Genomic DNA, 20,608 nt, shown 5'->3' with positions numbered 1-20,608 from the left:
AGCGATCGTTCCCCGTTCCTGTGCCCTGCACTCCAACGGCAGGGCGCCTCTTCACATCACGGGCCATAAAATTAATGAGATTCCGCCAGGTTCGCCGGCTCAAAACGGATAATTTTCGAGGGGTATCTTTTTGCATAGGCAAACAACATGTTGGTAATGGTACTGTTTTCCCTATAAGGCGTTACCTCTTCACGCAGCTGTTCGGGGCGTTCGATCTGAAGATCCCCCGGAATAAACCCCATGCCATAAAAGCTGCCTTTCCAAACCAGGATGCAGGACTTTTCATCATGATGAATACCCTTATCAACGATCGCAAATGACGGAAGGTTCTCCAGCTGGGCAACGGCCTGCAGAACCCGGCTGTTATATACATCAGGAGCCTCTCGTTTTTCACAGGCGCCACGGCAGAGCAACCGGTGCATTTTTTCATCATAAAGGGCTTCGCCAATAAAACACAAACGGGGGCACAGCTCATATTCCTGCACCAATTGCCGCAGCGATGCTTTGGCCCCCTCCATATGATGGAACGAATTCAGCAGCACTTTACCCCGTACCGTTTTGTCAACGCCCAGTCTTAAATAACCGTTCTGGTCCTCATAAGATATGATCCCATACAGATCTTCCCTTCTTTTTTGCGAAGCATTAAAACGGGGCCAGAGCCGTTTGATCTCCGTTGATTCCTTTACAGCAGCCATCAACTCTGTACCACACTCTTCGTAACTGATGTGATATACATGACGCATGAAATTCTGTTTCTGCCGCCCGGTAGAATTGTTACTGAAATGACTGCTGACCCGGTAGCGGATATTTTTCGCCTTGCCTACATATACGATCTTTCCTTTATCATCATGAAAATAATACACGCCGGGGGTATAGGGCAGCTGCTCAAATTCCGACCGGGGTACATTGGGGGGCAGCGCCTGTTCTTTCGATGTTCTTTTAAGACTCCGGAGTATATGTTGCTCGGTGTCGTTCTTCAGCAGCAGCTGAAACAGGGTTACCGTGGCATCCGCATCCCCCCCGGCCCTGTGCTTATTGGAATGCGTGATCCCCAACGCTTCACAAAGCCTGCCCAGGCTATAAGATGCGTGCCCGGGCAGGATCTTCCGGCTTAAACGTACCGTGCAAAGCTTGTGGGTATCGAGTTCGTACCCGCAATAGGATAACTGGCTCTTTACAAAAGAATAATCGAAATTTACGCTATGGGCTACAAAAACCCGGTCCTGCAGTAATTGGTACACTTCGGCTGCTATGGCTTCAAAGAGAGGCGCCTGCTCCACCATTTCATTGCTGATCCCCGTAAGCGCCTGTATATAGCCGGGGATCTGCTGTACCGGGTTTACCAGGCTTTCAAAACGGTCCATGACAATCCCTTCTTCATCCAATACCTGTATACTGATCTCCGTAATGCCGCTGGCAGCAGCATAAGAGCCGGTTGTTTCAATATCAACAATTGCGTATTGCATTCCTGTAAAAGGCTAATTTCGCAAAAAAATCAAACTTGAACGAAGAAAAGTTTATCATGTTCCATAACCGGTTAACCAAAGTTTACCGGCACCGTTCCAAACAGGCTCAGAAACAGGGCATCAGCTGTTACCGTATCTATGATCATGATCTTCCTGAATTCCCCGTCTGTATCGAATTGTATGAGGCACACATCTATATAGCCGAATACAAACGGAACCATGGCATGGATGAAACCCTGCACGGGCAATGGATTAAACAAACCATTGAGGTAATTGCAGCGGTAACGGGTATTGCTCCGGAAAAAGCGCACGTTAAACTCCGCCAGCGTAAAGCCGGCCGCCAGGGACAATACCAGAAAACCGATATTACCCAACATGAGATCATTGTACAGGAACACGGGCTTAAATTTATTGTGAACCTTGAGGATTACCTGGATACAGGGCTTTTCCTCGATCACCGCATTACCCGTAAAATGGTAATGGAGGAAAGTGCGGGAAAACGGGTATTGAACCTGTTTGCTTATACAGGCTCCTTCTCCGTTTATGCTGCTGCCGGAAGGGCTGCGGCTATTACCACGGTGGATCTTTCCCACACTTATACACAATGGGCAGAGCGGAATATGCAGCTGAACGCACTGGAGCAGCCCGGCTATTCATTTGTTCAGGCAGATGTCCTTCAATACATAAAGGAGGTTCCGGCAAACACCTATGATCTTATTGTAATGGATCCGCCTACTTTCAGCAACAGCAAACGGATGGATGATATACTGGACATTCAGCGGGACCACGTATCCCTGGTCAATGATTGCCTGCGCATCCTGTCCCCTGGCGGTATCCTGTACTTTAGTACCAATGCACGGAAGTTCATGCTGGACAGGGACAGGCTTCAAACCGGCCACATAAAAGACATTACCCGGGCTACCACCCCTTTTGATTTTGAAGGCAAACTGTTCCGCTGGTGTTACAAGCTGGAGAAGTAGTTTAATTCCTTATTTATATTCAATTCTTTATACGTGTTTCCTGATATTCCATATATTAATAGATCCTGAGGTGATGCTGGGTTTGTTGTGTGATCGGCTGCCCTTTTCCAATGAAGCAGCAACGCTTGTTTCACTTGATGAGACAGGTAAGATAAGGGACTCTGTAATCCCTGTAATTAGCAGCCATGTCTATTATCTTTTTTAAAAAACGGCAACTCACGAAAAAGTGATCCGGGAAACCTATTTAAAACAGATCAGCGTTGACCTTAGCGACTTAACGAGTAAACGCGGTGCCGCCCATCCGGGCTGTACAAGCCAAACGGCCTGCGAAGTAGCTGAAAATCTTCAGGCGATTCTATATCCCATTGTCCGTAATAGAAAAATATGTGCGGAATATTTACCTGTACAATAATTGTACTGCCTTTGTAAAGACCTGGCAATTCTTTTAAATATGTTTCTTTATAAAATGCTTTCAGCTGATCATAGTTAATTCCAATAGTGTCCCAATGATCCCCGGTCATTAAAAACCATCGCTGCATCTTATTAGATAACGCATCTGTGAACCCGTCGAAATCAATGAGAGCGGAGCTCAGCGTATCGCCTTCCAGGGTAAGTAGTTTAACAGTATCTATCGTTTTATCGGCATTGCCTGGTTTAAATGAAACCGTTCTCAATAGTTTAATGGAATCAAAAGGGATAAAATGAAAGCTCGTCACCCCATCTTGTCCCCGTGTATATTTACCAAAGGAAACGATGGAACGTTCTTCACATCCTCTTTCCTGAAAAAACACTCCATCCGTGCCTAACACAAGGGTTTTCGAGCACAAAGAACGCATCGGATAATTATCTTTGCTAAAATATTGAACGGTGTCTCTTTGGCCCGATGCACTGCTGCTCAACCATACAATGTTGATGAGGACTAGCGGAATTACTTTAATAAACAGTCGCTTATCTCCAAGCCCAACACGCGTTAATCGAAGAAGATTCATAAACACATTTATATAAGCTTTTCTTGCGTCAGCCGGAAATAATGTTCCATTCCCAGATGGGAAAACATACTACTTCCCATATTGCTGCTGCAATAAATAGAGGTAGGGGGCAAAATGATGATGGGCAAATTTATCAGCAGTATTCGTACCAAATTTCTGGTAGTATGCAGCATCCGGCATCAGGATCACTGGTGTGCCCGCCCGCATATAACTCATCGACGGCACGTATTCCGGCTCTTTCAGATCCGGCAACACTTTCTTTATCGCCAGTTTATAAAGCTTATGCCCAAGGATCTTTGTATATGCTTTCTGAGCCTTTTTTGTGCTCCGGTTCAGCTTGCCGTAATACATATTGCCCACCAGGCGCAGGAAAAATTTTTGTTTTTTTAACGTGCCGGGAATATCAATGATCGGGTTCACTGCGTTCATATCCGAAACCCGCTGAATGCTGTACGGTGTTTCCGGTACCCAGTCTGCGGCATTCAGGACCGAATAGGCCCAGCCTCCCTTATTGATAAAATCGAAATCATATACATACTGCATATTACCCGGCTTGGGTGCCGCACTGCTATAGGTTTTGAACCGGATATCCGCCGGCAGTGCCCCCGCTTTACGCCGGTAATAAAAATAAGAGCTTACCAGGTAACTCAAAACCCCTCCCTGGCTGTGTCCGAAAATAAAAAAGTCGCGCACTCCTTTTTGATACAATTCTTTAATTTTCGGCATCATATCCGTAACCAGGTAGGCCATTCCAATGGTCCAGCCGGCGTGTACATAGGCGTCTTTGCTCTCCGCCAGTTTATAATCAAATTTTGTTGAGGCATTCAGCTGCAACGACCCTGTTGCCGCGATCATCGGGCAATAGTAGTTCTCCATCCAGCTCGCCATATCTCCCACCGTTCCACGGATCACGATCACCGCCTGGTTATATTCGTTTGTATACAGCCACCACAGGTTTTTCATTCCCATTTCCGGCGATTTATATACCAGCTTATAAGGGTCTTTCTCTTTTGCCCGTGCTGCTTTATCCGGTACGCTGCTTTCATAGTGCGCCATCGACAGAAATGCTGCATACTCTTTCACATCAAACACCGGTTGAAACTGCTGGGCAGCAACAGCCTGTACCCAAAAGGCAAGCGCAAGAAGAAAAGAAAATTTTGATTTCATAAAGCTACTATTTAGCTGAGCCAATATGAGCGGAGCTCAGAACGTATCGTGAATATACTTTTTTTCCCTGTTATTCTCATGCCCCTTCTCTCTATATCCTTTTTTAAACCCATGTTTAAACCCCATAACAGATCGGGGGATGTAATCCTAACCGGAAAAAAGGCCCGGTTCAGTTGCTGAACCGGGCCTCAAAATTAACAGGGAAAAACCTAAAGCGTTTTCAGTACATCATTCATATTACGGACAGCATCTGCACTTTTGTTAAAGGCAGCCTGTTCTTCGTCCGACAGTTTAAAATCAATGATCCGCTCCCATCCGTTGCGGCCCAGGATCACCGGCACCACCAGTGAAATATCCTGCTGTCCGTATTCCCCTTCCAGGGCCACACCGCAGGAGATCAGTTTTTTCTCATCCCGCAAAATACTTTCAACCATGGCAGCCGTTCCCGCACCGGGGGCATACCAGGCAGAGGTACCAATCAGTTTTGTCAGCGTGGCGCCACCGACCATGGTAGCGGCAACAATTTTGTCCTGCTGCTCCTTCGTCAGGAAATTCGTAACCGGCGTACTGTTCCAGGTAGCATGCCGGATCAGCGGGATCATGGTCGTATCTCCATGTCCGCCGACTACTACTGCATTCAGGTCCGCGGGTGAACAGCCCAGTTCCTGGCTCAGGTAATACCGGAACCGCGCAGAATCCAACGCACCTCCCATCCCCAGTACCCTGTTCTTGGGCAGACCCGAAGTCTGAAGGGTAAGATAGTTCATGGTATCCATGGGGTTCGATACCACTATAAGGATCGTATCAGGCGAGTATTTCAGAATGTTTTCAGTAACGCTTTTGACAATACCCGCATTTACACCAATCAGCTCTTCCCTTGTCATGCCCGGCTTACGTGGCAACCCTGAGGTAATCACCACCACATCCGAATGTTCGGTGGCCGCATAATCATTGGTAACGCCTTTGATCTTGGTATCAAACCCCAGCAATGCTGCAGTTTGCATCATATCAATGGCTTTACCCTCAGCCACCCCCTCTTTAATGTCCAGCAAAACCAATTCAGATGCCAATTCTTTTCTGGCAATGTTATCAGCACAGGTAGCTCCAACCGCTCCGGCACCTACTACAGTAACTTTCATATAATCGTTTTAAAGATGAATTGAATAGAAACAAATTTAACTGATTAAGTTTCAATAAACCAGCCCAGGTATCAAATCCGCCGATAAAATAAAAAAAACAAAAAAAATATCATAAAACGTATTGTTACAACAATGAGATTGCCTATATTTGCAATCCCAAATCTGACACCCGTCAGCATAAAGGTAGGATTGACCCATGGTGTAACGGTAGCACTACTGATTTTGGTTCAGTCAGTTAAGGTTCGAATCCTTATGGGTCAACAGGCGGTACTGGTTTTCAGTACCGCTTTTTTATTCCCAACTTTACAATCAGCAAGCAGCAGCTACATTATTTATGCTACCCCTGTACAACAACCTCAACAAAAGAATTATCAAAGCACCCAAACGCTTATTTTATAATACCAGTCTGCTTTGTTATTTACCGGGCATCAGCTCAGCAACTGTACTTGAAAAGCACCACCCCTACAGCAATATTTTTGAGAACGGGATCATTACCGGAATTAAAAAGAACCGGTTGATGACGGCGAACAGAATGAGGAAAAAACATTAGCGATCCATACCCCGGGTTGGAGCGTAATCGCTGAAATATAGTATGTATGAGTAAGCGCATTCAATTATCTTTGAACATATAAATATGTATATGCTAAAAATAGGGATCGTTGGCGTGGGCCATCTGGGGAAATTTCATCTGAACAACTGGCTCGAGATTGAAGGTGTTGAAGTCGTGGGTTTTTATGACCCGAACGAGGAAACGGCAAATGAAGTGATCGAAAAATATAAGATCCCGCGCTTTTTTGACGCCGATGCGTTCCTGGAGCTTTGCGATGCGATCGATATTGTAACGCCGACAACCTTTCATTACCAGTGGTGCGAAAAGGCCATCAAACTGGGACGCCATGTATTCGTGGAAAAACCCTTTGCCGACACAATGGATGAGGCACGGGAGCTGGTTAAACTGGCGAAGGAATCCAACATCAAATTGCAGGTAGGGCATGTTGAACGTTTTAACCCGGCCTTTCTTGCACTGAAGGAGGTAGCACTGAAACCCATGTTTATTGAGGTACACCGCCTGGCCCAATTCAATCCCAGGGGTACAGAAGTGAGTGTGATCCTGGACCTTATGATCCACGATATTGATATCATCCTGAGCATTGTAAAAAGCGATGTCAAGCGCATATCCGCCAGTGGAGTAGCTGTGCTTACCGAAACGCCGGACATTGCAAACGTCCGGATCGAATTCGATAACGGCTGTGTAGCCAACCTCACCTCCAGCCGCATCTCTATGAAAAAAATGAGGAAAATGCGGTTGTTCCAGAAGGACGCTTATATCGGGATCGACTTTCTGAATAAAAAGACCGAGATCATCAAGCTGAAGGAGGCTGGCGATGCCAACTTATTTGCTTTTGATATTGACACCCCGGGCGGTAAAAAAACCATTGCGATGGCAAACCCGGCGGTTCCGGAAGTGAATGCTATTAAAAAAGAACTCGAGGAGTTCCGGGATGCCATCCTTAACAATACACAAACGGTCGTATCGGAGATTGACGGGTTAAAAGCGATGGACGTCGCACACCAGATACTTGAAAAAATTGGCAATAATACAATAAAGAATTAGTGAACAATCCTAAAAGCATTTCCGCCTCCTGGTACCTGCTGGCGGATTATGCGGGTGCTGCTTTATCCTGGCTGATCTTTATCAGTCTGCTCCGCCGGGGGCCCGGGAACCTGGGATCGGCAGACTGGCTGGTTACGTTGTTTATTGTTCCGGTATTGTGGCTGCTTTTATTTACGCTGGCCGGCAGCTACAATAATCTTTATAAAAAATCGAGGGCCGAGGAATTCCTGGTCACACTTGTCTGCTCCTTTATAGGAAGCGCAGCCCTCATTTTTATTTTCCCGGAATTAAAATACCATTTATATATCGGCATCCTGCATTTATTGTTCCGCCTTATTTTTTTGCACTGTACGATTACCTGCCTTTTCCGGGGGGTTCTTCTGGCCGTGGTAAAACACCAGATCAGCAACAGGACCGTTGTTTTCAATACATTGCTGCTCAGCGAAGCGTCATCAGTAAACAGCATTGTTGCCAGTACGGGAAAGGGATTGTCTGAGGCGGCTTTCCATTATATCGGTTACATTGAACCTGCACCGGCTCCCCAACCCGACGGGATTATCCTGCCCCGGCTCGGTTCACTGGCAGCCCTTGAAACGATCATTGCCGAGCGCAACGTAAAAATGGTGATCATTAATAAAAACGGGTCATCACACTCCCTGCCGGTTGAAGACGTACTTGCCCGGCTCAGCGAAAAAGACGTTGAGATCAACCTTGTTCCCAAAACCCTCGACATCCTCTCCGGCTCTGTAAAGATCAGCAGTGCATTGGGCGGTGGTCTGGTAAACATCCCCAATACGCTCCTCAGCAACTGGCAGTCGAATATCAAACAGGTACTGGATGTAGCCTGCGCTTTCTGTGGTATGATCCTGTTATCCCCGCTCTATCTTTTTGTGGCCCTGCGCGTAAAGCTCAGCAGCCCGGGGCCCGTTATTTATAAGCAGGAGCGGATCGGCTACAAAGGAAAACCTTTTATGCTGTACAAGTTCCGGTCGATGATAACCGGCGCAGAAACAGGCACGCCCCTGCTTTCCTCAAAAAATGATCCGCGCATCACCCGCTGGGGAAAGATTATGCGGAAATGGCGTCTCGACGAGTTGCCCCAGCTCTGGAATATCCTTAAAGGAGATATGAGCCTGGTAGGCCCCCGGCCGGAACGGGCATATTTTATTGACCAGATCGTAAAAAGTTTTCCCTCTTACAAATATGTACTTAAAGCCCGGCCGGGGCTCACCAGCTGGGGAATGGTACAGTTCGGTTATGCCGAAACGCCCGAAGAAATGATCGAACGCAACCGGTATGACCTGATCTATATTGAAAATATCTCTTTGGCGATGGACCTTAAAGTTCTATTACACACATTTAAAATTATCTTGCAGGGAAAGGGCCGTTAGGCAGTATATGCAGATCCGTTTTTTAAATAGAAAAGATATTGATGTAAACAAGTGGAATGACCTGGTTGCATCCAGTATCCAAAGCAGGATTTATGCCACCACCCTGTGGCTGGATCATTTTTCACCGGGATGGAAAGCGCTCATAGGAGACGATCACCGGGTTGTAATGCCACTTCCCGTAAAGAAAAAATATGGGATCCGTTACCTGGCTCAGCCAAGGTTTACACAACAACTGGGACTTTTTTCCGCACAGCCTGTTACACCCGCAATCGAGAAAAAATTTCTTGAGGAAGTACAAAACCGGTATGCCTTTGCAGAGATCAGCATCAACACAGATATAGAAGAGGATTACAACGTTAATAAATTCCTTATCCGCAACAATCATATCCTGGACCTGAGCCCGGGCTACCCGCAATTAGCAGCCCGTTATGCCAAAAGCCTCCGGCAGCATATTGTAAAAGCACACAGGAATGAGCTCAGCTATCAGTCCCGGGGCTCTGTTGCCTCCGTGGTCAATGCCTCTTATGATCTCAATGCTGCAAAAGCAAGGGTTCATTACCGGTATTATCAACAGCTGCAGAAAATTGCAAAAATCCTTCAGCCGGACGGAGGCTGTTTTGTACGGGAAGCTGTAGCTTCAAACGGAGCCATCGTCAGCTCCGGCCTTTTTTTTAGAGACCGCTACCGCATCTATAAGATCATCACCGCCACCTCCCCGCTCGGACGGTCCTTAAAGGCACATCATTTCCTGATCGACGAATTGATCCGGGAGTACGCCGGCAGCACGCTCCTGCTTGATTTTGAAGGCAGTAACCTGCCGGGAGTAGCCTCGTTCAATACATCTTTCGGCCCTCAGACAGAACATTACTACTTTGTAAAATGGAACCGGCTTAAATGGCCCTATAAAATTTTTAAAAAATAATTTTGCTGATTTGTCCAATTTCATACGAACCGGTTGTTATGGAGGTATCAACATTTAATAACCGTCCTGCGCTAAAGGACACAAAATTGAAATCATGGAACAAAGAATCAAATTCACGGAAACAGGGAAAAATGCTTTAGCCACACTATACCCCGTAGGAAAGTACCTGAAGCAAACCACACTTGATCAGCAACTGTTACATTTGATCTATTACCGCGTGTCACAGATCAATGGTTGCGCTTTTTGCCTGGATATGCATGCAAAAGACCTGAGGGCCGGCGGCGAAACCGAGCAGCGGCTGTATGTATTAGATGCCTGGAGAGAAGCGCCCTTTTACAGCGATAAAGAGCGGGCTGCGCTGGCCTGGGCGGAGGCCCTGACCAAATTGAACAGCAGCCTGGTACCGGATGCTGTTTATAAAGAGGCCGCTGAACATTTTACCGAAAAAGAGATGGTAGACCTGACCCTGGCCGTTACAACCATTAATACCTACAACCGCTTCAACATTGCGTTTGGCGCACCGGTAGGCACTTATAAAGTAGGGCAGTTCGCTTAAATAATATTACAAAATTTAAACCTGCATTTTTATGAAAGATTTTTTATTGCTGTTTCGTGCCGATTATGTGGAATATGCCAAACGCTCTCCGGAAGAGCTGCAATCCATGACCAAAAAATGGATGGATTGGATCGGCGGCATTGCCGCACAAAATAAACTGGCAGATCGGGGCAACCGGCTGGAAACCGGCGGACGTGTAATCAGGTCCGGCAACATGATCACCGATGGCCCCTTTTGCGAAATAAAAGAAAGCCTCGGCGGTTACATCGTAATAAAAACCGCTTCAATTGATGAAGCGACCGAGATAGCACTGGGATGCCCAGTGTATCAGATCGGAGGTTCTGTGGAAGTCCGTGAGATCAGTTTAATGTAGTCCATGGACCAGCAGGAACTCATCCCCCACCTATTCCGTACAGAGTACAGCAAGATCATTGCTGTGCTCTGTAGTCATTTTGGCATCAACTACATTGAAGTGGCGGAGGACATTGTAAGCGACACTTTTTTGACCGCCGCTGAGCTATGGGGTATAAAGGGAATTCCGGAAAACCCGGCCGCCTGGCTGTATACCGTTGCAAAAAACAAAACCCGCAATTACCTGAAACGTCACCAGCTTTTTGAAAAAAAGATTGTTACCGATTTCAAAAACCAGCCGATGGATACAGACCCCGACATCGATCTTTCGACAACAGCTATTGCAGACAGCCAGCTTGCCATGATCTTTACGGTATGTCACCCATCGGTGTCAGAGGAGGCCCAGATCGCCCTGGCATTGAGCCTGCTTTGCGGTTTTGGAGTACAGGAAATAGCGGATGCCTTCTTAACCAATAAGGAAACGGTTTACAAACGGCTGAAACGTGCCAAAGAAAAACTGCGGGAAGAAAATATTGCCATTGCGCCGCCTTCCGTCCGGATGGTGGCAGAACGGATGGAAACGGTGCTGACCACTCTTTACCTGTTATTCAATGAAGGGTATTATTCTGTTTCAGGAGATCACCCGCTGAAAAAGGACTGCTGTATGGAAGCCATGCGCCTTTGCCTGCTGCTACTCGGAAACCCACTTACCGATACACCGGCTACCAACGCGCTAATGGCGCTCATGTGCTTTCATGCATCCCGTTTTGAAGCACGTACCAACAGCAAGGGCGAGATCATTCTTTATGAAGACCAGGATACCCGGCTTTGGAATAAAGACCTGGTTGAAAAAGGCATCTTTTATCTCAATTGCGCTGCAAACGGCAGCCAGTTGAGCAAATTCCACCTGGAAGCAGGCATTGCATACTGGCATACCCATCCTGAAGACAATAAAGAAAAATGGGAAGCCATCCTTCAATTGTACAACAAACTGCTGATGCTGGAATATACGCCCGTTGCCGCATTAAACCGTACCTATGCACTGGCCAAAGCCAACAGCATCGAAGAAGCCATAGCGGAGGCTGAGAAGCTGCAATTGACCGATAACCATTTTTACTTTGTATTGTTGGGCACACTTTACGAGCACCTGGATCCCATAAAAGCGAAAACACTTTTACAAACGGCAAAAGAAATTGCCCGTTCTGAAAGCGACCGTCAGCTGATCCAGAAAAAAATAGCGGAACTGGGAGAGAAACACTAATTTAGGGGAAGTTTCCATCAGATAACACGCTCTACTATGGCATTCAATGAGGCACTGGTCAAAAAAGTATGCACCTGCCTTTCAGGGTTTCACGGTATTGGGGAGAAGACGGCCTTCCCGGGTATTACATTTATGATGAACGATAAAATACGGGCAGGTGTGCGCAATGATGAGCGGACCTTCCGTTTTGCTCCTGAGCTTCATGATGTACCGGCAGCTTCCGGTAATTTCAGGAAAATGATGCGCCGGGATAAAGCGGAGCGGGGCATTAAAAAAAGAAAAAAGTCAATAGACCAATAAACAACAACGGATGAAAGCGATCGTTCTTGAACAATTCGGAAGCATCGATAACCTGCAGTTTAAGGACTTGCCGGTTCCACAGCCGCAGGCGGGTGAAGTTTTAGTCAAAGTGGTCTTCGCCGCTGTAAATCCCTATGATCGTAAAGTAATAGAAGTATACGGGAAAGAAGTAGGCGTTCAGTTGCCGGTAATACCCGGCTCCGAGCTTTCGGGTATCGTGGAAGCCACCGGGGATGGCGTTACAGGTTTTCAGCCGGGTGATGCTGTTTGCGGTACTTTGAGAACCTTTGGCGGCTGCTATGCTGAGTATGCTGTGGTCAAAGCATCTGACGTTGCAAAAAAACCGGGGGCTGTTTCCTTTGAAGCCGCTGCAGCCATTCCGGTCGCAGCGCTGACTGCCTCAAAAGCCATCCTGGATGAAGGCGCATTAAAAGCCGGTGAAACAGTGCTGATCCATGGCGCGTCCGGCGGCATTGGCTCTATGGCAGTACAGCTGGCTAAAGCAGCTGGGGCCTACGTTATAGCTACAGGCTCCGGGAAAAATGAACAACGGATCAAAGACCTGGGAGCGGATATTTTTATCGATTATACTACTCAGGATTTTACAACCATTGCAAAAAACACCGACCTGGTACTGGATACCATTGGGGGCAAAACCCAGGAAGATTCTTTTGCAGTACTCAAACAGGGAGGCCGGCTCATCAGCCTGGTGCAACCCCCTTCAGGGGAAAAGGCTGCGCAGCACCAGGTATATGCAAAGATGATCTTTGGAGGTCCGGATGCCGGCAGGCTGCAGCAGCTCCTGCAACAACTGGCAGATGGCATTTTGAAGGTAAGCGTAGAGAAAGTATATGTGCTGGCCGACACCAAAGAAGCACTTCGTGCGATCAGTACCGGGCATCGCACGGGAAAGCTGCTCTTGAATCCTTAACCCCGCATGCGTGGACTTCCTCCCCCATGCAGGTGCTTTGCTATGCCGGGCTTACCGGCACTAAGCAGGATTTCCGTTCAGTAATTGCTCCGCGATCACCAGGTCGATCGGGTGCGTGATCTTAATATTATTCTTTTCGCCTTCTACCAGTGAAACCTTCATACCAAAAGCTTCCACAACAGAAGCTTCGTCAGTAAATTTCCCTTTTTGTTCAATGGAAAAGGCTGGGATCAGCAGTTTGCTGTGAAAAACCTGGGGGGTTTGCACCAGCACTACGTTCTCACGATCAAGGGCATCACTGCCGTCTTCGGTAAGCAGCCGCACGCTATCGCTGGAAGGAACAACCGGAACGGCACTGCCGGTTTCAACGGCCTGTTCATAACAGCGACGGATCAGTTCCGGTGAAACCAGGCAGCGCACAGCATCGTGCACAAAAATTATTGCTTCATCATCTACCAGCTGCAAGCCATTTTTAACCGATTCAAAACGACTGATACCACCAATAGTGATACGCACACGGTCTTTATCAAAATAAGCATCGATGATCTCCTGGCCCATATCGGTATAAACCTCGGGCAACACCAGTACAATATCCAGGTCATCATACGCCCTTAAAAAGGTATCGATGGTATAATATAAAAGAGGTTTATTTTTTAGCAATAAAAACTGTTTGGGCAGCCCGGCCCCCATCCTTGTTCCCGTACCCCCTGCTACAATAACCGCTATTTTCTTCATCCTGTCCCTAGTTTCCGTTTGTATTTATTGGTAAAATGAAGGGCCACCCGTATATAAAACAGCTCCTCCATCATTCACCTTTACCTACCCGTTTTTCACTATTCCTAATCATCCAGCTTCAGCACCGCCAGGAATGCTTCCTGAGGAACTTCCACATTACCGATCTGCCGCATCCGCTTCTTTCCTTCCTTTTGTTTTTCCAACAGCTTCCGTTTACGGCTGATATCCCCGCCATAACATTTAGCAGTAACATCTTTGCGCATAGCGGAGATGTTTTCCCTTGCCACGATCTTAGCGCCGATAGCAGCCTGTATAGCGATCTGGAACTGCTGGCGTGGCAGTAACTCTTTTAACTTTTCGCAGAGCTTCCTTCCAAAATCCTGCGCACGCCCCCGGTGGATCAATGCACTCAACGCATCCACCTTGTCATTATTCAGCAGGATATCCATTTTTACAATATCACTATCGCGGTATCCCAAAGGATGATAATCAAAGGATGCATAGCCCCTGGTTTGTGATTTCAGCTTATCATAAAAATCAAATACGATCTCCGTTAACGGCATCTCAAAAATCAGCTCCACCCGCGACGTGGTCAGATAACTCTGATTAATGAGGATGCCCCGCTTACCCAGGCAAAGCGTCATAATATTACCAATATAATCCGGCTTGGTAATGATCTGCGCTTTGATATACGGCTCTTCGATGCGTTCTGTTTTTACCGGGTCCGGAAATTCGGTAGGATTATTTACAATGATCTTTTCGTCCCTGGTGGTATACGCAATAAAGCTTACGTTGGGCACCGTGGTGATCACCGTCTGCTTAAACTCCCGTTCCAGCCGCTCCTGGATGATCTCCATATGCAGCATCCCCAGGAAACCGCAACGGAATCCAAAACCCAGCGCCTGTGAGGTTTCCAGTTCAAAGGTCAGTGAGGCATCATTGAGCTGAAGCTTTTCCATACAATCCCGCAGTTCTTCAAACTCATCCGTATTTACAGGGTAAATACCCGCAAATACCATGGGCTTCACTTCTTCAAACCCCTTGATCGCTGTTGGATTTATATTGCTGGCCAGGGTAATGGTATCCCCTACCTTTACTTCTTTGGCATTTTTAATACCGGTAATAATATAGCCCACATCACCCGCGCGTACTTCATTCCGCTCGGTCATTTTCAGCTTCAGGATCCCTATCTCATCGGCTTCATACTCCTGGCCGGTACTTACAAATTTAACCTTATCGCCTTTTTTCAGCACCCCGTTCAGGATCCTGTAGTAAACGATGATCCCCCTGAAGCTGTTAAAAACGCTGTCAAAGATCAGCGCCTGCAGCGGCGCTTCCGGATTTCCTTTAGGGGCTGGTATCTTTTCCACGATGGCCTCCAGCACTTCTTCGATCCCAATCCCGGTCCTCCCGCTGGCCAGCAAAATATCTTCCGGTTTGCAGCCGATCAGGTCAATGATCTGGTCCTTCACTTCATCGATCATGGCGCCATCCATGTCAATTTTGTTGATCACAGGAATAATCTCCAGGTTGTTATCAATAGCCAGGTAGAGGTTGCTGATGGTTTGTGCCTGTATCCCCTGGGTGGCATCAACCAGCAGCAGCGCCCCTTCACAGGCCGCCAGGGCCCGGCTTACTTCATAACTGAAATCCACGTGGCCCGGCGTATCGATCAGGTTCAGCGTATAGTCCTCGCCAGCCTTCGACCGGTAGTTGATCTGGATAGCGTGACTTTTAATAGTGATCCCTTTTTCCCGCTCCAGGTCCATATCGTCCAGCACCTGGTCCATCATTTCACGATCACTGATGGTATTGGTCGTCTGCAGCAACCGGTCTGCCAGGGTGCTCTTTCCGTGGTCGATATGCGCTATAATACAAAAATTCCGTATATTCTTCATGCTGATACCCTCATTTTCAAGGGCTGCAAAGGTACACTTTTCAGAGGAATTTCCGGGAGTTATTGGCTTTTGGGGGTTAAAGCCTGCAGAAACTTAACCACCAAGAGGGAAAAAGCCCCTCAACGTTTGCTAAGTATTTGTATTATAGTTGTTTAATGTGAAGGGGTAGCCAACTCCGGGCACACTCTGCGGTTCAATTTTATCGGGAACATTACCAGGAAAGGACTGCAGACCGGACATAAAAAAAACTGTTGCCATAACCGGAACAGTTTTTTAAATTATATGCTTAGATCCTATTTTTTTGTCTTCAGAGACAGGCACACTTCTTTTACGAAGGCTTCTGTAACGCCCGTTAAGGCTGCTATCTTAGCAACACCAAAATCAGTGCTGGAGAGCAGGTTTCTTACTACTTCATAACTTTTTTGTTCAGCACCTTTTTCCTCTGCGGTCTTTAATACAGAGTATTCGGTCCACTTATCCAAAAGATCCCGTTGATATAACATGTATTCCTCCTTTTTTAAGTTAGCTACTTCTGCTATTTTAAACAGCTTCTGAAATACCTCTGATTGTAAAGTTACCGGAATTTCTTCCAATTTCGGCATGTTTCGCAGCACATACAGCCAGCGTTCCAGATCCGTTTTTATTTCCGCTTCGTCCAGCTTAAAATTAGGCAACTCTAAAAATATGAACCCCAACTTATTGTAAACCTCACACGCACTACCGTCCTCTGTCAGTCTCACCCAATGCAGGTATTTGCCTGTCTGAAAACGGTCAAAATTAAAGTCCGCCAGCCCTATAAAATATACTTCTTTTAACTCAAAATCCCAGTGCATCCTCCCCTTCGGGCCCTGATCATACAACCTGCTGGCCGTATAAAAGACAGCACGATCTGTAAAAAATTTCTGGGCGGCCCGTTGTACTTCGATAATAAAGGTTTCGCCATCACCCCCCATACAGATGATGTCAAAAATGCTTTTGCGGTAATGTTTTGCCGGAATGATGTTTTCCTGCGGGTGGTATACCAGATCACTTTACGCCCTCTGAACAACTCATTCAAAAAAGCGATCAGCAGATCCTTTTGGGAAGATAAGCCAAAGATCCTTTTAAAACCAAAATCAGTCAGCGGGTCAATGTACCTGCCCAACGGTACAGGTACCGGTTTTTTCATATTAGCCATGCTTAAAGATACGAATTTCCTAAAATCGATATTCGTTTCCGAATAGCAGCTGATCAGTCTAAAAATCAACCTGGGACAATGCAATTCCCCACTCGATCCTTCTTTCATGATTCTGTTAAAATTGCCGGCTGTTGATACAAAATCCCAAATTTAGTCATCCGTTTAAAATAAAATGATTAGCTTAGAAGGATTGAACGATTCGGATTTTTTAATTATTATAAACCGCCATTATGAGTACGACAAACGCGCATAATACCCCCCTGGCCAGTCTTGATGAATGGGAAGATGATTTATTGAAGAGATACCCTGACCCGGACGTGATCGCAACCACGAAATCAACCGAAGACTACCGGAATTATGACGATCCCCAACGGGATACGGTAAAGAAATTCTACCGGCTCAACCATACCTTCCAGACCCACGATTTTGTAATGAAAAAAAGGGGCGATTTTCTCAAATTCAACCGGAAGGAAATGACCGTATGGGATGCGTTTGACTTTCTGAACCAGCTGGTGGATGACTCAGACCCGGATACGGACCTTGACCAGTTCCAGCACCTGCTGCAAACCTCGGAAGCCATCCGCAGGGATGGTCATCCTGACTGGATGGTGCTTACAGGGCTGATGCATGATATGGGAAAAGTGCTTTGTCTTTTTGGAGAACCTCAGTGGGCGGTGGTAGGCGATACTTTTCCGGTGGGATGCGCCTATTCTGACAAGATCGTTTATCCCGAATTCTTTAAAGAAAATCCCGATTACGATAACCCCAGATACAGCACCAAGCTGGGCGTATACGACGCCGGGTGCGGACTCCGGAACGTAAACATGTCCTGGGGACATGACGAATACATTTACCAGATCATGAAAGAGCACCTGCCCGAAGAAGGACTGTATATGCTGCGTTATCATTCTTTTTATGCATGGCACCGGGAAGGCGCTTATGAATATTTAACAGACGACCACGATAAAAAGATGTTACGCTGGGTAAAGCTTTTTAATCCCTATGACCTCTATTCAAAGAACCCTGAGCCACCCGATTGGGAAAAGCTGCGGCCTTATTACGAAAACCTGGTTAATGAATACCTGCCAAAGACCTTAAAATTTTAATCATACAAATAAAAAATCCGCTGACGGGTAAAACCGCACCAGCGGATTTTTTATTACGGGAAATGCTTTGCCATGCACCAACTACAACTCCTGGACTACATCGTTTTCCTGGTTTACTTTATTGCGGTATCCGCTTACGGATACTATGTATATCACCGGAAAAGATCGGCCACGGCCGACTCAAAAGACTTTTTTCTTGCCGAAGGTTCATTAACCTGGTGGGCCATTGGCGCATCGCTGATTGCTTCCAATATTTCCGCAGAACACTTTATCGGGATGAGTGGTTCGGGCTTTGCCCTCGGGCTGGCTATTTCTACCTATGAATGGATGGCCGCTGCCACGCTGATCATCGTAGCTGTTTTTATCATACCGGTATATCTCAAAAACAGGATCTTTACCATGCCGCAGTTCCTCTCGGTGCGGTACAACGATAAGGTCAGCACCATTATGGCCATTTTCTGGTTACTGGTTTATGTGTTTGTGAACCTCACTTCCATCATTTACCTGGGTGCTCTGGCCATCTCCTCCATCAGCAGCCTGAGTTTTGAAGCCTGTATCATCGGGCTATGCCTGTTTTCGGTCATTGTCACGCTCGGGGGCATGAAAGTTATCGGTTATACAGATGTGGTGCAGGTGGTCGTGCTGATCATTGGAGGCCTCATCACCACTTACCTTGCCCTGTCGCTCCTCGCAGACCGGTTTGGGTTCGAAGGCAATATCTGGAAAGCGCTGGGCATCTTAAGAAAAGAAGCCCCGGCTCACTTTCATATGATCTTCAAAAAAGGGGATCCGCATTACTATGAATTACCGGGAATGTCGGTGTTAATCGGTGGCATGCTGATCAACAACCTGGCTTATTGGGGCTGCAACCAGTATATTGTTCAACGCGCCCTTGGCGCTGATCTGAAAACGGCACGGAAAGGCATCCTGTTTGCAGCTTTCCTGAAACTGCTGATACCGGTCATTGCCGTATTGCCCGGTATCACCATGTTTGTATTGCATCAGAACGGGATGTTCCGGTCAGAAATGACCGATGCAACCGGAGCCGTCAAGCCGGATCACGCTTACCCCACCCTTATGAACCTGCTCCCTGAGGGGTTAAAGGGGGTGGCTTTTGCGGCCCTTACCGCAGCCATAGTAGCCTCCCTGGCAGGTAAGGCCAATAGCATCTCCACCATTTTTTCACTGGATATCTACAAAAAATTCTTCAATAAAGAGGCCTCTGAAAAAAAACTGGTGCGCGTTGGCCGCTGGGCGGTGATCCTGGCAATGCTCATGGCAGCCCTGGTAACCCCGGCGCTCAGGTCGCTTGACCAGGCCTACCAGTTCATACAGGAATATGTTGGCTTTTTTTCACCGGGTGTGCTGGCCATTTTCCTGCTGGGCATGTTCTGGAAGCGCACCACAGCCAATGCCGCGCTGGCCGGCGCGGTGCTCACCATCCCGATCTCCACTGTGCTGAAATTTTTGCCCGCCTGGACCCGCGGGGCTTTTCCGGACTACCCGTTCCTGGACCGGATGACCATTACTTTCTTTTGTGTGGTGCTGCTGATGACCGGTATCAGCCTGGCATCTCCCCCAAAAGCTGCAGCATCGTCGATAGAAGTAGACAAGCGGCTCTTCAGCGTATCATCGGGCTTCCTGATGGGATCAGTCATTATCTGTGGCATCCTTGCGGCACTGTATACGGTTTTCTGGTAAAACATCTTTCCGCCCCGGCGCAATTTCTCCGGAACTTGATCGCCGACAAGTAAACGCCTGTTTCGGGCGTTTTTTTGTATATCCCCGATATTTTTAGCATAGGGGTGTTGCGTTTCCGTTCATGGCTGCGTTATCGATATCAGAACAATATTTATATCTCTCAAATTATAAAAATGATGAAAAAAATTTCTCTGGGCAGCCTATTATTGTTGACCATCATGTTCCTGAGTTCCTGCTTAAAGGATCGCGATAACTATTACGACAGCCCCGAATTTCAAAATGCAGCAGCCGTAAGTATCATTAACGGCGCCCCGTTGGGGAATCCGTTAGACATCCAGTTCCAGGGAACCCAGCGCTGGCTGCTGAATGAGTTCTACTATACCTACCGGACCAACTATACCCGTGTTTACTCGGGCGCCCGCAAGCTGTACGTTTTTAATCGCGGGGAATCGGACAGCCTGTTCTCGAAAAACGTAACATTCGAGGAGCGGAAGCGCTATTCGATCTTTATCGTGGATACCCTGAGCAAAATGGACGCAGTGTTGGTGCGCGACAGTGTAATGACCCCGAAGGGAGACTCTGTTTTACTGCGTTTTGCCAATATGAGCCCGGATGCCGGTTCTGTAGATCTGTACATACAAGGTAACCCAACCCCGGTTGCGCAGCACATCGGGTACAAAAATGTAAGTACATTTGTAAGCTTTAAGTCGGACAAGGACATCAAATTTGAAGCAAGGGCGGCCGGGAGCAACACAGTTCTGGCAACCTCGGAGGTAAAGAATTTATATAATGGAAATCAATATACTATTTGGACTTCAGGATTTAAGTCAATGCACACTACCAACGGAAAACTGATCGTAGAAACAATGGCGCATTATTACTAGTATATCCCATATTTCCATAAAAAATCAGCCACCGTTGCT

The 20,608-nt window shown here is 47.0% G+C and carries 19 protein-coding genes, 1 tRNA gene and 1 pseudogene; 14 read left to right on the top strand and 7 right to left on the bottom strand.

All coding sequences use genetic code 11. The annotated features are described in order from the left end of the window. Positions 1–71 precede the first annotated feature (71 nt). The gene (locus tag BLS44_RS15310; RefSeq protein ID WP_090391079.1) at positions 72–1,466 is read right to left on the bottom strand and encodes an exonuclease domain-containing protein; all 1,395 of its coding nucleotides are present in this window, start codon (positions 1,464–1,466) and stop codon (positions 72–74) included. Positions 1,467–1,501: 35 nt separating this feature from the next. On the opposite strand from BLS44_RS15310, the gene BLS44_RS15305 reads away from it, so the two are divergent. Continuing rightward, positions 1,502–2,446 (top strand): class I SAM-dependent methyltransferase, encoded by a 945-nt coding sequence (locus tag BLS44_RS15305; protein ID WP_245729229.1) that lies wholly within the window; start codon positions 1,502–1,504, stop codon positions 2,444–2,446. Between the two features lie 266 nt (positions 2,447–2,712). Here the strand turns inward: BLS44_RS15305 and BLS44_RS15300 are convergent, their stop codons facing one another. The 3 genes from BLS44_RS15300 to mdh all read right to left on the bottom strand — a co-directional run bounded on the left by BLS44_RS15300 (position 2,713) and on the right by mdh (position 5,741). After that, positions 2,713–3,435, bottom strand: coding sequence for a hypothetical protein (locus BLS44_RS15300; RefSeq protein WP_090391077.1), 723 nt, complete (start codon positions 3,433–3,435; stop codon positions 2,713–2,715). Between the two features lie 69 nt (positions 3,436–3,504). Then, complete coding sequence (locus BLS44_RS15295; RefSeq protein WP_090391075.1) at positions 3,505–4,602, bottom strand: lipase family protein; 1,098 nt, start codon at positions 4,600–4,602, stop codon at positions 3,505–3,507. Between the two features lie 209 nt (positions 4,603–4,811). Continuing rightward, a complete protein-coding gene (mdh, locus tag BLS44_RS15290; protein ID WP_090391074.1) occupies positions 4,812–5,741 on the bottom strand; it encodes a malate dehydrogenase in 930 nt (309 codons plus the stop codon). Positions 5,742–5,931: 190 nt separating this feature from the next. Between mdh and BLS44_RS15285 the strand changes: the two genes are divergently transcribed. The 10 genes from BLS44_RS15285 to BLS44_RS15240 all read left to right on the top strand — a co-directional run bounded on the left by BLS44_RS15285 (position 5,932) and on the right by BLS44_RS15240 (position 13,068). Next, positions 5,932–6,002, top strand: a tRNA-Gln gene (locus BLS44_RS15285). A gap of 73 nt (positions 6,003–6,075) precedes the next feature. Next, positions 6,076–6,291 carry a DUF4143 domain-containing protein gene (locus BLS44_RS27180; RefSeq protein ID WP_090391072.1) on the top strand — a complete coding sequence of 72 codons (216 nt, stop codon included), beginning with the start codon at positions 6,076–6,078 and terminating at the stop codon, positions 6,289–6,291. A gap of 84 nt (positions 6,292–6,375) precedes the next feature. After that, positions 6,376–7,356 (top strand): Gfo/Idh/MocA family protein, encoded by a 981-nt coding sequence (locus tag BLS44_RS15275; protein WP_245729228.1) that lies wholly within the window; start codon positions 6,376–6,378, stop codon positions 7,354–7,356. Continuing rightward, positions 7,356–8,747, top strand: a complete 1,392-nt coding sequence (locus tag BLS44_RS15270) for a sugar transferase (protein WP_090391071.1) — start codon at positions 7,356–7,358, stop codon at positions 8,745–8,747. Before BLS44_RS15275 ends, BLS44_RS15270 begins: the two co-directional genes overlap by 1 nt. A 7-nt stretch (positions 8,748–8,754) precedes the next feature. Beyond that, positions 8,755–9,669, top strand: a complete 915-nt coding sequence (locus tag BLS44_RS15265) for a hypothetical protein (RefSeq protein WP_090391069.1) — start codon at positions 8,755–8,757, stop codon at positions 9,667–9,669. Between the two features lie 94 nt (positions 9,670–9,763). Next, positions 9,764–10,225 carry a carboxymuconolactone decarboxylase family protein gene (locus BLS44_RS15260; protein ID WP_090391067.1) on the top strand — a complete coding sequence of 154 codons (462 nt, stop codon included), beginning with the start codon at positions 9,764–9,766 and terminating at the stop codon, positions 10,223–10,225. A 31-nt stretch (positions 10,226–10,256) separates the two neighbouring features. Further along, a complete protein-coding gene (locus BLS44_RS15255) occupies positions 10,257–10,598 on the top strand; it encodes a YciI family protein (protein ID WP_090391066.1) in 342 nt (113 codons plus the stop codon). A 3-nt stretch (positions 10,599–10,601) separates the two neighbouring features. After that, positions 10,602–11,837: an RNA polymerase sigma factor gene (locus tag BLS44_RS15250; protein ID WP_090391063.1), complete on the top strand. Its 1,236-nt coding sequence runs from the start codon at positions 10,602–10,604 to the stop codon at positions 11,835–11,837. A gap of 36 nt (positions 11,838–11,873) precedes the next feature. After that, positions 11,874–12,137, top strand: coding sequence for a hypothetical protein (locus tag BLS44_RS15245; RefSeq protein ID WP_090391061.1), 264 nt, complete (start codon positions 11,874–11,876; stop codon positions 12,135–12,137). Between the two features lie 10 nt (positions 12,138–12,147). Then, positions 12,148–13,068 carry an NADP-dependent oxidoreductase gene (locus tag BLS44_RS15240; RefSeq protein WP_090391060.1) on the top strand — a complete coding sequence of 307 codons (921 nt, stop codon included), beginning with the start codon at positions 12,148–12,150 and terminating at the stop codon, positions 13,066–13,068. A 60-nt stretch (positions 13,069–13,128) separates the two neighbouring features. On the opposite strand, the gene BLS44_RS15235 is transcribed toward BLS44_RS15240, so the two are convergent. The 3 genes and pseudogenes from BLS44_RS15235 to BLS44_RS15225 form a co-directional block, all read right to left on the bottom strand. Beyond that, positions 13,129–13,803 (bottom strand): 2-C-methyl-D-erythritol 4-phosphate cytidylyltransferase, encoded by a 675-nt coding sequence (locus BLS44_RS15235; RefSeq protein ID WP_090391059.1) that lies wholly within the window; start codon positions 13,801–13,803, stop codon positions 13,129–13,131. 104 nt (positions 13,804–13,907) lie between these two features. Then, positions 13,908–15,701, bottom strand: coding sequence for a translation elongation factor 4 (gene lepA / locus BLS44_RS15230; protein WP_090391057.1), 1,794 nt, complete (start codon positions 15,699–15,701; stop codon positions 13,908–13,910). Between the two features lie 293 nt (positions 15,702–15,994). Next, a pseudogene (locus BLS44_RS15225) lies at positions 15,995–16,869 on the bottom strand (Rpn family recombination-promoting nuclease/putative transposase). A gap of 239 nt (positions 16,870–17,108) precedes the next feature. Here BLS44_RS15225 and BLS44_RS15220 point away from each other — a divergent pair. The 3 genes from BLS44_RS15220 (at position 17,109) to BLS44_RS15210 (ending at position 20,569) form a co-directional block, all read left to right on the top strand. Next, a complete protein-coding gene (locus BLS44_RS15220; RefSeq protein ID WP_090391045.1) occupies positions 17,109–17,984 on the top strand; it encodes an inositol oxygenase family protein in 876 nt (291 codons plus the stop codon). A gap of 72 nt (positions 17,985–18,056) precedes the next feature. Then, positions 18,057–19,685 carry a sodium/sugar symporter gene (locus BLS44_RS15215; protein WP_090391043.1) on the top strand — a complete coding sequence of 543 codons (1,629 nt, stop codon included), beginning with the start codon at positions 18,057–18,059 and terminating at the stop codon, positions 19,683–19,685. Positions 19,686–19,858: 173 nt separating this feature from the next. Beyond that, entirely contained in the window at positions 19,859–20,569 is a 711-nt protein-coding gene (locus tag BLS44_RS15210) for a DUF4397 domain-containing protein (protein WP_090391041.1), read from the top strand. The last annotated feature ends 39 nt before the right edge of the window (positions 20,570–20,608 follow it).

Origin of the sequence: Niabella drilacis, assembly GCF_900101395.1 — a bacterium.
Lineage (GTDB): Bacteria > Bacteroidota > Bacteroidia > Chitinophagales > Chitinophagaceae > Niabella > Niabella drilacis.
This window is presented reverse-complemented; position numbering and strand designations above follow the sequence as displayed.

Coding starts and splice junctions, on each gene's coding strand:
- BLS44_RS15310 (WP_090391079.1), bottom strand. CDS start 1,466: ATGCAATACGCAATTGTTGATATTGAAACAACCGGCTCTTATGCTGCT.
- BLS44_RS15300 (WP_090391077.1), bottom strand. CDS start 3,435: ATGAATCTTCTTCGATTAACGCGTGTTGGGCTTGGAGATAAGCGACTG.
- BLS44_RS15295 (WP_090391075.1), bottom strand. CDS start 4,602: ATGAAATCAAAATTTTCTTTTCTTCTTGCGCTTGCCTTTTGGGTACAG.
- mdh (WP_090391074.1), bottom strand. CDS start 5,741: ATGAAAGTTACTGTAGTAGGTGCCGGAGCGGTTGGAGCTACCTGTGCT.
- BLS44_RS27180 (WP_090391072.1), top strand. CDS start 6,076: ATGCTACCCCTGTACAACAACCTCAACAAAAGAATTATCAAAGCACCC.
- BLS44_RS15275 (WP_245729228.1), top strand. CDS start 6,376: ATGTATATGCTAAAAATAGGGATCGTTGGCGTGGGCCATCTGGGGAAA.
- BLS44_RS15265 (WP_090391069.1), top strand. CDS start 8,755: ATGCAGATCCGTTTTTTAAATAGAAAAGATATTGATGTAAACAAGTGG.
- BLS44_RS15260 (WP_090391067.1), top strand. CDS start 9,764: ATGGAACAAAGAATCAAATTCACGGAAACAGGGAAAAATGCTTTAGCC.
- BLS44_RS15255 (WP_090391066.1), top strand. CDS start 10,257: ATGAAAGATTTTTTATTGCTGTTTCGTGCCGATTATGTGGAATATGCC.
- BLS44_RS15250 (WP_090391063.1), top strand. CDS start 10,602: ATGGACCAGCAGGAACTCATCCCCCACCTATTCCGTACAGAGTACAGC.
- BLS44_RS15245 (WP_090391061.1), top strand. CDS start 11,874: ATGGCATTCAATGAGGCACTGGTCAAAAAAGTATGCACCTGCCTTTCA.
- BLS44_RS15240 (WP_090391060.1), top strand. CDS start 12,148: ATGAAAGCGATCGTTCTTGAACAATTCGGAAGCATCGATAACCTGCAG.
- BLS44_RS15235 (WP_090391059.1), bottom strand. CDS start 13,803: ATGAAGAAAATAGCGGTTATTGTAGCAGGGGGTACGGGAACAAGGATG.
- lepA (WP_090391057.1), bottom strand. CDS start 15,701: ATGAAGAATATACGGAATTTTTGTATTATAGCGCATATCGACCACGGA.
- BLS44_RS15220 (WP_090391045.1), top strand. CDS start 17,109: ATGAGTACGACAAACGCGCATAATACCCCCCTGGCCAGTCTTGATGAA.
- BLS44_RS15215 (WP_090391043.1), top strand. CDS start 18,057: ATGCACCAACTACAACTCCTGGACTACATCGTTTTCCTGGTTTACTTT.
- BLS44_RS15210 (WP_090391041.1), top strand. CDS start 19,859: ATGATGAAAAAAATTTCTCTGGGCAGCCTATTATTGTTGACCATCATG.